Genomic DNA, 13,650 nt, shown 5'->3' on the forward strand with positions numbered 1-13,650 from the left:
CTAATCCTTTATTTTTCTTCTTGCTTCTTTGTCAATAGCCAACCAGCAAAAATTATTATGAGTCCTAATACAGTTAATGGAAGACCAGATTTCCCTGAGGTTTTTGGTAATACCTTAGCTTTATCATTTGGTATAACCTTTTTCTGACCTGCTTCGGAAATACTACCTTTTCCTGTAGCTACATCAGAAATCTGACCATCCCCTTGACCTGAAACATCTTGCAAATCATTTGAGTCATTTGAAACGCTTTGACTTGTTTGTGCCCCAGTATTTTCAATATTAGCTGTACTTTTATCCTCGACTTTTGATTGTAGACTAGCAGTTAGTTCTGCAATCTGTCGGTCTATTTCTGAAAAATCATACGGAAATTTTGGTTGCGAAGCAGTTGCAAGAGCTTGACCATATCCTATAGTTGCAGATGTAATAGATTCTAAATTAGAGTTTCCACTTTCCAACAATCCAGCTAATTCTTGTCCAGTTGCTTCTGCATAAGCAATATAATTATCAATCGCTGCCGACTCTTTATTCAGTAGTTCAACGATAACTTCTCTAGCGTATTTCAATGCAGCCAATTCTGCTTCAGGAGTACTTGCATCATCTTCAGACTCGTACTTAGAAACTATAGCCGCTGCTTCTTCTCTTCCGCTTTTTCCAGCGACTGTAAGTGTCTCAAATAAGTAATGGTAATGTTGAGCTATGCTACCAATTAAATTTGCTCTGAGTTCATCTAAAACAACAACTTGCTCTGCTGTTAAGTTTGCCTTCAAGTCTGCAATTTCTTCATCCCATGCAGCTTCAGCACTACCCGAAGCCATTTCTTCCATCATTCCCTCAAGAAACGCCAATCCATATTCTTGCATATCGATAGTCATTTTAGCTTGAATATATTCACGTACGGCAACTTTTTCATCATCAGTTAAATGATAGGTCGTACTTTGACTTGTCTCTGCTGCTACAACTGGAACAGCTCCGGACGGTAATATAGCACCTCCTAGTAAAGCAAGAAGGATTGCTGATGTCAATAACGGCTTAACAATCGCTTTCTTTTTCATACACATCTCCTGTAGACTATTTCTTTTCTTGTTTGTAGAATGCTTCCAAAGCTTCTTGCCAAGTTGGGATGACAAAGCCTGTGGCTTTTGCCTTATCCAAGCTCATGGTTGAGTTGAATGGACGTTTTGCCTTAGCTGGGAATTGGCTAGAATCCACTGGCAATACCTTGGTATTAGTATCCTTAAGGATTTCCGTCGCAAAGTCAAACCAAGTCGTATCTTCTGCTGCATCGTTTGACAAATGGTAGTAACCAAATGCCTGCTTGGTGTCTACCAAGTGTACCATGAATTCCGCAAGTGTGCGTGTCCAGGTTGGACGACCGTGTTGGTCGTTAACAACTGTCAAGGTATCTCGAGTTTCCGCAAGGTTTTGCATGGTGAAAACAAAGTTTTTACCGTAGTTACCAAAGACCCAAGCCGTACGAACAGTGTAGAACTTGTCTGCAAACTTCTCAACTGCTTCCTCACCCAAGCGCTTGGTACGACCATATTCAGATTGCGGATCTGGCTGGTCATCTACTTGCCACTCTTGACCAACTGGCAACTCACCATTGAAGACATAGTCTGTAGAGATATAAACGAGGGTTGCACCGTATTTAGCAGCTGCCTTAGCAACATTTTCAGAGCCTGTTACGTTAATCTTGTAGTTGAGTTCTTTACCTTCATCTTCTGCCATATCAACAGCTGTATAGGCTGCACAGTGGTAAACAATGCTTGGCTTAACTTCTGCAAAGAAGGCATCCACCTTGTCTGCATCCGTGATGTCCATTTCTGCTACGTCAGCGGCAACGTACTCAACACCACGCTCATCCAAGAGATAACGCAACTCTGTACCCAACTGACCATTTGCACCTGTAATTAAAATCATGTTTGCTCCTTATTTCAAGAAAGGCTTGGGCAAGAGCCCTAGCCTTTAATAGTCTTATTTAATAACTTCCTGTGTCTTAGCATAGTTGGCTTCAACAGCTTCCTTCTCAGCCTTCCACCAGTCTTGGTTATCTGTATACCACTGGATTGTTTCTTCCAAACCTTCAGAGAAGTTGGTAAACTGTGGTGTCCAACCAAGCTCGTCACGAAGTTTGCTTGCGTCAATAGCATAGCGCAAATCGTGTCCTGCACGGTCAGTCACATGGTCATAAGCATCTTTTGGTTGACCCATTTTTTCAAGAATCAATTCAAGCACTTCTTTGTTGTTCTTCTCACCGTCAGCACCGATTAGGTAAGTTTCACCCATACGGCCTTTTGTCAAGATTGCCCAAACACCAGTCGAGTGGTCGTTGGTATGAATCCAGTCACGGACGTTTTTACCTTCACCGTAAAGTTTTGGCTTGATACCTGCCAAGATGTTGGTAATTTGGCGTGGGATGAATTTCTCAATGTGTTGGTATGGACCGTAGTTATTTGAACAGTTGGAAATAGTCGCTTTAACACCAAATGAACGCACCCATGCTTTGACAATCAAGTCTGAAGCAGCCTTGGTTGATGAGTATGGTGATGATGGGTTGTAGTTGGTTTCTGCAGTGAATTTCTCACCTGGACCCTCGCCATGACCTGGCAAATCTTCACGCAAAGGAAGGTCACCGTATACTTCGTCAGTCGATACATGGTGGAAACGGATATCGTATTTACGAGCCGCTTCAAGAAGAGTATAGGTACCGATAAAGTTGGTATGGATGAATGGGCTTGGATCGTTGAGAGAGTTGTCGTTGTGGCTTTCTGCCGCATAGTGAACGATTGCATCTGCCTTAGCAGCCAATTTGTCAACCAATTCAGCATCTGCAATGTCGCCAACAACTAGCTCAACACGGTCACCAAGGATGGCTTCGATGTTAGCCTTGTTACCAGCATAAGTAAGTTTATCCAAAACAGTTACGTGAACGTCTGGATGATTGTTATAAACATAGTGTACAAAGTTTGAACCGATGAAACCAGCTCCACCAGTTACGATAATATTTTTAAATTGAGACATTTTTTTCTCCGAATTTTTCTTATTTTGATAGTTTCCTTAGGTAGTGGGGACGCCAGCAAACCTTCGGTTTCATGGCTAAATTTTGAACCTAAGGTTTCAAAATTTCCCTGCAAGATTACGTAAAACGTAATCTCGGAACCTGTATTCACAAGTGAAGTACTTTTATATAAGAGATAGTTTTTCGCTAATCAAGGCAGTTTTTTGAGAGAATACTGACTGTATTCTGAAAAAAACTAACGATGAGTAGCTGAAAAAATAGCCTTAGATGAACGTACTGAACTATGAATGCAGGTTCCTATTTTCACCACGGCGGAAACTATCGCTATTGGCTCACTGTGCTCGCCTTCTTTAAATTACCAGACTACTTCAATACTTCTTCCAAGTAAGCAATCTTGGCAAAGTCTTTTTGATTATTGTTTTCTGCACGGTAGGAATCTTTTGAAGAGGCTTGATAGATTTTTAGGTATTGTTCAAGTGTCGGTAGGTAATAGCGAACACCTGCTGTTTCTAGTTCTTCCAAATCTTCTAGCTCTACACCAGCAAATTCAGGCAGTGAATGCAGGCCTCCGAATTCAACAGATAAGCCGTCTTTATGAAATTCATGTTCGTGACGGTCAACCAGGACATAACCTAGTTGATTCATCATGGCTATCAGCTCATCCGCACGATAAATCCGTTCGTCGTCTGGGGCTTCCCAGCCACGTGGATCACTTGGAACATGAATATCTAAATCACCTGCCTGCCAGTCCCTCTCTGTGCGCCTTTCCAAACCAACTGAGCCCATTAACAAGGGAGTGATTCCTAACTTGTTTAACTGCTCTGCTATTTCCAAAAAGGCTTGAAACATTAGAGGTCCTCTTTTCTCAAAGGCTTCACATCTTTGAGAAGTGGGTGATTCTCATCTGCTTCTGAAACTTCCGCTTCTTCTAGGTTTTCCCACTGGATGTCAAGGCTAGGGTCAGCGTAGTTGACGAAGGCATACTTAGGCTTGAGTTCCAAAGCCCAGTAGTCGTTAACCAAGTAGCTGTAAGCCACGAAATCTGACAAAACTTGGAAACCATTGGCCACTCCGCGCGGAACGAAGATACCTTTTGAAGCATCGATAACGGTTTGGTAGGTATTACCGAAGGTTTCGCCTTCACGTAGATCGACCCAAGTTCCCAAAACCTTACCGCCGTCTGCTACTGAAATATATTTATCCCAAGGCTCTGCGTGAAGACCACGAAGAACGTTTTTGCGAGAGAAGGAAACATTATTTTGCAATTTTCCTTCTGCAAAGAAGCTTTCAGGGAAGCCGAGCGGCACCATTTTTTCCTTTTGGAAGTTCTCCTTGAACCAGCCACGGTTGTCACCATGAACAGGAATGTCGAATTCTAACATTCCTGGAATAGCTTCAACTGGGCGAGCTGCTAGTGTTTTACCGAAAAAGTTTTCTGTCATTAGGCTTCTCCAATCAAACGGAGCAAGTATTGTCCGTATTCATTTTTCTTAAGTGGCTGTGCCAATTCATGTACTTGTTCTTTTGTAATATAGCCCATGCGGTAGGCAATTTCTTCCAAGTTAGCCACTTGAACGTTTTGCAAACGTTGAACCGTTTCGATGTACTGTGCAGCTTCCAAGAGGCTCTCATGCGTACCTGTATCCAACCAGGCAAATCCACGACCCATAAGCTCAACAGATAAGTCGCCACGCTCTAAGTAAGCCTTGTTGACATCTGTGATTTCCAACTCACCACGAGGTGAAGGCTTGATATTTTTCGCAATCTCCACAACATCATTGTCATAGAAATAAAGACCAGTAACAGCAAAATTTGATTTTGGCTCTTCAGGTTTTTCTTCGATAGAAATAGCATTCATATCTGCGTCAAATTCTACAACGCCAAAGCGTTCTGGGTCTTTAACTTGGTAACCAAAGACAGTTGCACCTTTTTCTTTGCTTGCTGCACGTTGCAACATCTTGGTCAATCCATTGCCGTGGTAGATGTTATCGCCAAGGATCAAGGCTACATTATCATCACCGATAAATTCTTCACCGATAATAAAGGCTTGCGCCAAACCATCTGGACTTGGTTGTTCTGCATATGAAAGTGAAATTCCAAGTTCAGAACCATCTCCTAACATATCCTTAAAACGTGGAAGATCTTGCGGAGTTGAAATAATCAAAATATCTTTGATTCCAGCCAACATCAATGTTGACAATGGATAATAGATCATTGGTTTATCGTAAATTGGCATCAACTGTTTTGAAGCTGCGCGCGTTAAAGGATACAAGCGTGTACCTGACCCACCAGCTAGAATAATACCTTTCATATAAGAGTACCTTCCCTAAATTAATATCAGTTCATTATACCATATTTTTAAAGATATTGTCATAAGAAAAAAGCCTGTAACAACAGACTTTAACAAATTATCCTAAGGCAACATCCAAAATCATCATGATGATAAAACCGGCCATTAAACCCAGAGTTGCAATATCCGTATTGCCATTTGTCTGCGACTCTGGAATGAGCTCTTCTACGACGACAAAAATCATGGCTCCTGCCGCAAAGGAGAGGGCATAAGGTAAAATAGGTGTCATAAAGGTGACCGCAAAAGCCCCTATGACTGCTGCAATCGGCTCGACAATTGCTGACATTGAGCCCCAGTAAAAAGCTTTCCACCTAGATGCACCGTCTGTACGAATTGGGATAGCCAAGGCTGCACCTTCAGGAATATTTTGTATACCGATCCCAATAGCAAGACCGATTGCGCCGATAAGAGCTGCTGGACTATAGTTAGAAGCAAGTGCACCAAATGTCACACCGACCGCCAAGCCTTCAGGAATATTGTGAATTGTAATGGCTAAGAAGAGCAGGGCTGTTTTGGATAGATTTTTTCTCTCCTTCTCACCACCGCCTTCTGCCTTGTCTTTATCATTTCCCAAATGCAAATGCGGAACCCAGGCATCTACCAAGCGTAAAAAAATACCACCTGCTGCAAAGCCTACTGCTGCTGGTATCCAAGCCAAATTGCCGTATGAACTTTCAGCATACTCAATCGATGGAGCTAATAAAGACCAAAAAGAAGCCGCAATCATAACACCAGCTGCAAAGCCTAGCATGGTGTCTAGCAAACGACGACTAACTGTCTTAAAGAAAAATACAACGGCAGATCCCATAATTGTACAAAACCATGTGAATAAACCACCTAGCAAAGCCTGTAGAACTACAGACTGATTAGTAAACCAAGTCATAACTAACATCCTATCCTGTTTAATCTTGCATATCCTATAAATTAAGATACCCTAATTTATTATAAAATTCAAGCTTTTTCACTTAAATAAATAAGAAAATATCTAAAAAATAAAAGACCTAAAACTACATTAAATGTCGTCTTGGTCTTTCCATAATCAGGTACTAATTAATTTATCACAAATGTCTAAACGGATTGGTTGAAACAGTTGAAGGTAGAATTTCGACATCCCAACCTTCATTTGCCTTCCATGTTTCCAACAATTCAGCAATTTTCTTGATAAACAAGGCTTCGATATGGTGGCCTGGATCAATAGCCAGCAAGCCTTGTGTCAACATATCCTGACCCGTATGGTAGTAAATATCGCCTGTGATGTAAACATCTGCTCCCTTGGCAAGAGCCTCATGGTAGTAAGACCCACCACTGCCTCCACAGATCGCCACACGGCTGATATACTGCTTGGCTTGATGCCCATATGTCACTAGACGGACAGCATCTAGACCAAAGACAGACTTGACTTTCAAAGCCAAATCCTCCAAAGTCTGCTCTGCTATTGTCCCCACACGACCAAGCCCCTGCCCCTCGGCAGTTTCAATCAAGTAGGTAGTATCTTGAATTTCTAATAGTTCACAGAACCAGTCGTTGAGACCACCCTCAACTACATCAATATCTGTATGACTGACATAGACTGCAATATCATGCTTAATCAAATCAAGATACATTTTAGTTTGCGGATTGTCACCCACCAAATCCTTTATAGGACGAAAAATCGGAGCGTGTTTGACGATAATCAAATCCACCTTTTTATCAATCGCCTCTGCCACTGTTGTCTCACGAATATCCAGAGCCACCATGACACGTTGAATCTCTTTATTAAGGGTACCAATTTGCAACCCTTTGACATCGCCTTCCATAGCTAAAGAAGGGGGACAAAAGGCTTGATAGCGCTCAATAACCTGCCTAGCTAACATGGAGTACCTCCTGAATTTGTTGGATTTTTTGGGAAATGGCAAAGCGGTCACCTTGGCGTTCAGATGGAACTTGTTCCAAAGCAAAACTTAATTTTTCAAGTTCTCTTCTCCACTTTTTGACGAAAACTGGTGAAGCCTCCTCTAGTAGATAGGGACCAAAACGATGTTCAACTTCTGATAATCTCATCTGTCCTGATTCTGCAACGAGGACTTCATATAACTTGCCATTTTCTTCCAGAATCTTTTCAGCAACCAATCTAAAACCATTTTTTTCCAACCATCGACGCACATCATCTTCACGATTATTTGGCTGGAGTATCAACCGCTCAATGGTCGCAAGCTTTTCTTTTCCTGCTTCTAAGATTTCTGCAATCAAGCGTCCTCCCATACCTGCTATGGTCACGGCAGTCATCTGGTCAGACATCTCAAACGCACCTAAGCCATTTGCTAAACGGACTAGAATTTTTTCTGTTTGTCCCGCCTGCTCTACATTCTGGAGCGCTGACTGATAGGGGCCTTGAACGACTTCCCCCGCAATGGCAAAATCAATACGCCCCTGCTCTACCAAAAAAAGAGGGAGATAAGCATGGTCACTCCCTACATCAACTAGACGTGCCCCTTGTGGGACAAAACTTGCGACTGTTTCCAGCCTTTTAGATAATTTTGTTTCCATATCAATCTTTCCAGAGATCCATTGCATCAAGAAAGTCACTTGAAACAGTCACATTCTTAGGAGTCTGAATTTCTCTTTCTGCATTTTTCGCTTCTACTTGCGCAACTGTAGTAATTCCCTCACGGCGCCAGTTTCGTAGAATAGCTTGGATGTATTTCCAATTTGTTTTGTTGTTAAAAACAGCTTCTTTCAAGGCTGCACGAACCAAATCAATCGAAGTTTTGTCATCCTCAATAGTCTTCTGCAAATCTTCGATTTCAAACGGCGATAAAAAGCGCCCCAATTCACGCTCAAAATCACCCACCAAGGTCTTCAAATCATTCTCTGGCTGCACAATCTCAACTGCCTGTTTTGGAGTTAACAGAGCATCCAATTTTTCAAAAGCAGGAAGCGCATCGAATATCATTTCAATTTCACCAGCAATACTGATTGTCTTAAATTCTAAGAGTCCAGCATCTTGGAGATTTTCAATAGCTTGATTGACCTGGGCAACTGTTTTACCAGTAGCTTGAGCAATCTCACTAGGTGCTAATGATTCGATAGCTGAAGAATTTTGATAAAAGAAAAACTGCCAAATCAAAAAATCATCTGCCGACGGAAAAAGCTCTTGATAGTGGAATAATATTGCTGCTGGCAGGACCAAATGTCCCTGACGAAATTGCTGTGAATAGTTCATACTTCCTCTTTAAAGACTAGCTGACTGGGCTGATTGTTCAAAGATATGCCAGTCGTATGGAGTTTCTTGATAGACAGCATAATTCACCCAGTTGGTAAAGAATTGTGCTGCTGGTAAATTCCAAGAGAGAGATGGTTTGCTTGTAGGGTCATCTTCTTTGAAATAATTTTCCGGTAAATGGGGATTTTTTCCAGCTATACAATCACGTTGGTATTCCTTAGCTAGGGTATCCCTATCATACTCTAAATGTCCAAAACTATAAATTTCTCTTAAATCCTTGCTGGCTAAAATGGATAGGCCAACTTCTGGACCTTGTGATAAAATCGTCAACCCACTCAGATGGGCAATATCTGCTTCTCTTACTTCCGTATAACGGGAGTGTGGCGAACGAAATTCATCGTCAAATCCACGCATAAGAGGGCTAGTTGGATTAGTCACTTCTTGACAATATACGCCTGATAGTTTTCGAGACATACTGTGTTTGGGTACACCATAGCGTGCATACAAACCAGCCTGTGCACCCCAACAAATGTGCAATGTTGAATAAACATGTGTTTTTGACCAATCAAAAACTTGAGTAAGTTCTTGCCAGTAATCAACTTCCTCAAAAGGTAAGTTTTCAACTGGTGCTCCTGTCACGATGAGCCCATCAAAATAGCTATCCCTGACCTGCTCAAAAGTCTTATAAAACTGCTTCAAATGGTCCGAGTGTGTATTTTTGGACTCGTGACTAGCCATGTAGAGAAATTCAACCTCTAGCTGTAAAGGAGTGTTAGCCAAAAGACGGAGCAACTGAGTCTCCGTCACTATCTTCTGTGGCATGAGATTGAGAATAAGGATTTTGATAGGACGAATGTCCTGATGACTAGCTCGGTCGCTATCCATCACAAAAATATTCTCTTTTCTCAAAATTTCAACTGCTGGTAATGATTTTTCAATTTTAATTGGCATAAGCAACCTCCCAATTTTCTTATATTTATTATAAGACAGGTTGCTATGCAATTCAATTAGAATAAAAATAGGACCAGTTATAAGTTTTGGCTATAACCTTAGATTAATAGTGCATCAAAACCTTGTAGTCGTAATCGCCGATTGCTTCGCGGCCTTTCAAATCATCTAGCTCAATCAAGAAGGCACAGCCAGCAACGATACCGCCAAGCTTTTCAATCATTTCGATCGTTGCTTTTACAGTACCACCAGTTGCCAACAAGTCATCGACAATCAAGACACGTTGTCCTGGTTTGATTGCGTCTGCATGCATCGTCAATGTATCTACACCATATTCTTTTTCATAGTCAGCTGAGATAACCTCACGTGGTAACTTACCTGGCTTACGAACTGGTGCAAAACCGATTCCCAATTCAAAGGCAACTGGACATCCAACAATGAAACCACGCGCCTCTGGCCCAACAATCATATCGATTTGCTTATCTGTCGCATACTGAACGATTTCACGTACTGCATAGCTATAAGCATTTCCATCTGCCATCAAAGGGCTAATGTCACGGAATTCGATACCTTCTTTTGGATAGTTAGGAATTGTTGCGATGTAATCTTTTAAGTTCATTTGTCTCTCTCTTTTTAAAAATAATTTTTACTCTTCATTATACCATGAAATTGTTTTTTGGTACATTTCAGACCTATATCTTTAGCAAATCGTCTCCTTAAATTCGCCACACAAGCTCCCCTACTATGTCCACCATAGGAAAAGCTTCCTTGCTGATTAAAGTAAGACTGCTCCCAGCCAACCTCATTTCTTCCTTTTTGGTAGCGACGAAAGCGAGTAGGCGATAAATAGACTCCCATCTTTGAGCGTAGCAATTCTTTCCGAAAAACGGGATCCTGCCTGCCAACTGGAGCCATATCAAGTTGTCTATGGCGCTTATTATTAGCTCTGGCATAATTGAAGGAAGCCCCGTTTACCACGCCATTGACCTGAGGTCGTTCTTCTAAAATCAAGGCAAATTGTCCATCTTGATTTAGGATAAATTCACTGTGAAAATGAATCAAAATCTTCATATTGACTGGCAAGGTCTTCTGATTTTTCTTGCCGAACAGTTGTTTATTGTGTAGGCGGGCAGATTCTCGTAAGCGGTAAGACCAGCGAGGTAGGCTACGTAAATAGGCTACCAGAGCCTGCCAGTCTGTTTTTCCTTTTCCAAACTGCTGACGTACCCAAAAAGCCTGCTGATAGGAAATAAGGTAGCGCAGTTGATGGACCTGTCTGTTTAACGGCCGTTTGACTTCTAATTCTCGAACTGGAAAAGCCTTATCAACTAGCTTAGCAAAGTACCGCCAAAACGGATGGTGTGGAGGACAATTCACATCCATCTTCTGCAAAAGTTCAGGTAATATCCCGTGACTTAATTCCTCAGGAAAATCTAACATATTCATACTTTGCTCCAATAAAGCTGTCGCTTTCTCTTGGTTTAAAGAGCGACTGTCAACTTTTATCAACTGATAAAAGCTAGTTGAGGCAAAAATAGCAGCTTCTTTTATGAAATTTTGAACAAATGCTGGGAGGTCTTCTTGTTTTAGAGGCAACAGTTGTTTCAGGAAAACCTTTTTGATGGCTCTTTCTGACCATCCTACTCGCCGTAATTCAATCAGTGCGTGCTTTATTTCGGTTATCTGTTCAAGATTTTTCAACAGACTTTTTTGCCTGATAAACTTATAAGTGTAGAGAAGCGTTCCAATCACTCCAACAACAACCAGAGCTTCTACTGTCATCAAACGCGACCACATAGCCATTCATAAATTTCCTGAACGGTGCCAAGCGCCATCAACTCTTGTTGGATAACTGTTTCTTTCAATTCTTGATATATTTGACTTTCTGAAATCTCTCGCTTCTGCGCCTCTTTATTGACCCGCATGACCCCATCCGTAATCGTGACGAATTCTAATTCTTGGAAAATCTGAATCATTTTAACCAATAGACTGTCCTTAATTTTTAAGTAACCAGCCAAATCTTTCAGTTTGTAGCGGACATCAAACTCATCAAATTGGTAAATGGTCTTATACAATTTAGCGAATTGTTCTCGGCTACCATAACCATCTAGATAGTACGGTTTGGCAATTTCATTTTTAAAATAAATGGCTTCAAATTCTCTTTCCTGAAAATAGCTACGCAGACTACTGAGGTCCTCAGGCAAGTTAGCTAAGACAATTGCTTTGTTATCTGCTACTGGATTTTCAATGTCCAAAATTGGGACTCCTGCAGGAATAGGATGTTGTTTTCCACGAATATTATAAAGTTGAACACCATTAACCCGAGCATCAACCAACATGAGCTGAAGACTGGTATTGCCATTCCATTGATTGACAGACAAGGTGACAGCTAGTTCTAAGCCCTTGGCCTGTGAAAATTCCAAGGCTAGATTACCCTTACCAAAAGCAACCACATCAAATCCAGCAGCACCTTTAGTAATGCGTAGTTTCAAATGAGCATTATTCTGCCCCATGGTTCTTGCAGATTCCACCTGAAAGTCTCTGATGTAGAATACAGGCTTTTTATTATCCATGCCGTAAGGCGCAAGCTTCTCGAAAGATTTTAGAGTATCTAGGGTTAATTCCTCTAAATCCAATTCTTCATCTAAGACCAGCGAAGACTTGCTGGATAAATCCAATTTATTTTCGATAATGTAGTCTGCCAAGGTTAGAGCAAGCTCTTCAAGTTTGTCAACTTCCAAGGTCATACCTGCTGCACCAGCATGACCACCAAAGGCGATAAATAGGTCCTGATGATCTTTAAGGGCCTTGAAAATGTCAACCGCTTCAACAGAACGAGCCGAACCCTTTGCCTTACCATCTTCAATAGACAAGACGATAACAGGCTGGTGCAATTCTTCTAGTAGGCGTCCTGCTACAATCCCTAAAACACCTGGGTTCCAACCTTCTTTAGCCAGAACTTGAACAGGTCTATCATGACGGAGCATGGTTTTTGCTTCATCGTAAATTGCTTGGACAACGTCTTTGCGTTCTACATTTTTACTGTTAATCATGAGAGCAATCTCATGGGCCTCTTCGTCATCAAAACCAGTCAGTAATTCGATGGCTGGATTAGGATCATCGAGTCGCCCAAGGGCATTCAACCTCGGAGCAAGTTGGAAACCAACTGTTTCTTCATCAATACTGTCTATGTCAATACCAGCTATCTTTATCAACTCTTGCAAACCTGCTCGCTCAGTCTGTTTGAGAAGGGACAGACCATATTTGACCATGACACGATTCTCATCGGTCAAGCTGACCATATCAGCGATGGTGCCAATTGCGACCAAATCCAGCAAGTCTGCATGAACCGTTTCAAGAAGGGCACAGGCCAATTTGAAAGCCACACCGCAACCCGCCAAATGTTTGAAGGGATAATTTCCCTCTGGATGCTCTGGATGTACAATCGCATAGGCATTGGGAAGGGTTTCCTGCATGGAATGGTGGTCTGTCACGACAACATCGACACCCATTTCCTGGGCATAGGCAATCGCTTCATGACCCGCTACGCCATTGTCCACCGTCACAATAAGAGAAATTCCCTGCTGCTCGATAAAATACTTATAAACTGATTGATTTGGCCCATAGCCATCTGTGAAACGATTGGGAAGATAAACTTGGACTTCTGCCCCCATTTCCTCCAGAGTTTCTTTCAGAATAGATGCCGAGGTCATGCCATCTGCATCATAATCTCCATAAATCAAAATTTGTTCGTAATCTTCGATTGCTCGGCGAATCCGCTCTACCGCCTTGTCCATATCATGTAGTAAATAGGGATCGTGAAGGTCTTCTAAGCTTGGTTGTAAGAAAGTATGCAAATCTTCCGCCGAATGGATGCCACGTTCATACAGCAACTTAGCCGCTACCGGGTCCACTCCTTCTTTTTTAGCAATTTTGATAAATTGTTCATCAGAAAAACCGGTCAATAATTGCCAGTCATAATTGGGTTTTATCACGTTTTTTTACTCCTTAATACTCAAAATCACAAGTAACCTGTAACTTTTCCGAGTATAAACTATCTTTCTATTATATCATTTTCCAAGAAAAATGGAGCAAGGTAAGACCGAAACAGAATGTCGATCCCTTGCTCCA

The 13,650-nt window shown here is 41.6% G+C and carries 14 protein-coding genes; all 14 read right to left on the reverse strand.

The window, feature by feature from the left end; translation table 11 throughout:
* Nucleotides 1-8: 8 nt before the first annotated feature.
* Nucleotides 9-1,052: an LPXTG cell wall anchor domain-containing protein gene (locus tag K5Q34_RS02265; RefSeq protein ID WP_221864433.1), complete on the reverse strand. Its 1,044-nt coding sequence runs from the start codon at nucleotides 1,050-1,052 to the stop codon at nucleotides 9-11.
* Nucleotides 1,053-1,068: 16 nt separating this feature from the next.
* On the reverse strand, nucleotides 1,069-1,920 hold the full coding sequence (rfbD, locus tag K5Q34_RS02270; RefSeq protein WP_221864434.1) for a dTDP-4-dehydrorhamnose reductase: 852 nt from the start codon (nucleotides 1,918-1,920) through the stop codon (nucleotides 1,069-1,071).
* 54 nt (nucleotides 1,921-1,974) lie between these two features.
* The gene (gene rfbB, locus K5Q34_RS02275) at nucleotides 1,975-3,021 is read right to left on the reverse strand and encodes a dTDP-glucose 4,6-dehydratase (protein WP_024411830.1); all 1,047 of its coding nucleotides are present in this window, start codon (nucleotides 3,019-3,021) and stop codon (nucleotides 1,975-1,977) included.
* Nucleotides 3,022-3,382: 361 nt separating this feature from the next.
* Nucleotides 3,383-3,868: a phosphoribosylanthranilate isomerase gene (locus K5Q34_RS02280; protein ID WP_221864435.1), complete on the reverse strand. Its 486-nt coding sequence runs from the start codon at nucleotides 3,866-3,868 to the stop codon at nucleotides 3,383-3,385.
* Nucleotides 3,868-4,461: a dTDP-4-dehydrorhamnose 3,5-epimerase family protein gene (locus K5Q34_RS02285; RefSeq protein ID WP_105183907.1), complete on the reverse strand. Its 594-nt coding sequence runs from the start codon at nucleotides 4,459-4,461 to the stop codon at nucleotides 3,868-3,870. The genes K5Q34_RS02280 and K5Q34_RS02285 overlap by 1 nt, the downstream gene beginning before the upstream one ends.
* The gene (gene rfbA / locus K5Q34_RS02290; protein WP_015646663.1) at nucleotides 4,461-5,330 is read right to left on the reverse strand and encodes a glucose-1-phosphate thymidylyltransferase RfbA; all 870 of its coding nucleotides are present in this window, start codon (nucleotides 5,328-5,330) and stop codon (nucleotides 4,461-4,463) included. The genes K5Q34_RS02285 and rfbA overlap by 1 nt, the downstream gene beginning before the upstream one ends.
* A gap of 97 nt (nucleotides 5,331-5,427) precedes the next feature.
* Nucleotides 5,428-6,252: a ZIP family metal transporter gene (locus tag K5Q34_RS02295; RefSeq protein WP_105121790.1), complete on the reverse strand. Its 825-nt coding sequence runs from the start codon at nucleotides 6,250-6,252 to the stop codon at nucleotides 5,428-5,430.
* Nucleotides 6,253-6,427: 175 nt separating this feature from the next.
* On the reverse strand, nucleotides 6,428-7,222 hold the full coding sequence (locus K5Q34_RS02300; protein ID WP_172114639.1) for a Nif3-like dinuclear metal center hexameric protein: 795 nt from the start codon (nucleotides 7,220-7,222) through the stop codon (nucleotides 6,428-6,430).
* Nucleotides 7,212-7,895: a tRNA (adenine(22)-N(1))-methyltransferase TrmK gene (locus K5Q34_RS02305; RefSeq protein WP_105183908.1), complete on the reverse strand. Its 684-nt coding sequence runs from the start codon at nucleotides 7,893-7,895 to the stop codon at nucleotides 7,212-7,214. Before K5Q34_RS02305 ends, K5Q34_RS02300 begins: the two co-directional genes overlap by 11 nt.
* A 1-nt stretch (nucleotide 7,896) precedes the next feature.
* Nucleotides 7,897-8,571, reverse strand: a complete 675-nt coding sequence (locus K5Q34_RS02310) for a DnaD domain-containing protein (RefSeq protein ID WP_024399480.1) — start codon at nucleotides 8,569-8,571, stop codon at nucleotides 7,897-7,899.
* A 9-nt stretch (nucleotides 8,572-8,580) separates the two neighbouring features.
* Entirely contained in the window at nucleotides 8,581-9,522 is a 942-nt protein-coding gene (gene metA / locus K5Q34_RS02315; protein WP_014637718.1) for a homoserine O-succinyltransferase, read from the reverse strand.
* A 103-nt stretch (nucleotides 9,523-9,625) separates the two neighbouring features.
* A complete protein-coding gene (locus K5Q34_RS02320) occupies nucleotides 9,626-10,138 on the reverse strand; it encodes an adenine phosphoribosyltransferase (RefSeq protein WP_002937136.1) in 513 nt (170 codons plus the stop codon).
* A gap of 14 nt (nucleotides 10,139-10,152) precedes the next feature.
* The gene (locus tag K5Q34_RS02325; RefSeq protein WP_221864436.1) at nucleotides 10,153-11,322 is read right to left on the reverse strand and encodes a DUF3114 domain-containing protein; all 1,170 of its coding nucleotides are present in this window, start codon (nucleotides 11,320-11,322) and stop codon (nucleotides 10,153-10,155) included.
* Nucleotides 11,301-13,514, reverse strand: a complete 2,214-nt coding sequence (gene recJ / locus K5Q34_RS02330; protein ID WP_221864437.1) for a single-stranded-DNA-specific exonuclease RecJ — start codon at nucleotides 13,512-13,514, stop codon at nucleotides 11,301-11,303. The genes K5Q34_RS02325 and recJ overlap by 22 nt, the downstream gene beginning before the upstream one ends.
* Between the last annotated feature and the right edge of the window lie 136 nt (nucleotides 13,515-13,650).

It is taken from the genome of Streptococcus sp. 2018110, assembly GCF_019754115.1.
Taxonomy (GTDB): domain Bacteria; phylum Bacillota; class Bacilli; order Lactobacillales; family Streptococcaceae; genus Streptococcus; species Streptococcus hashimotonensis.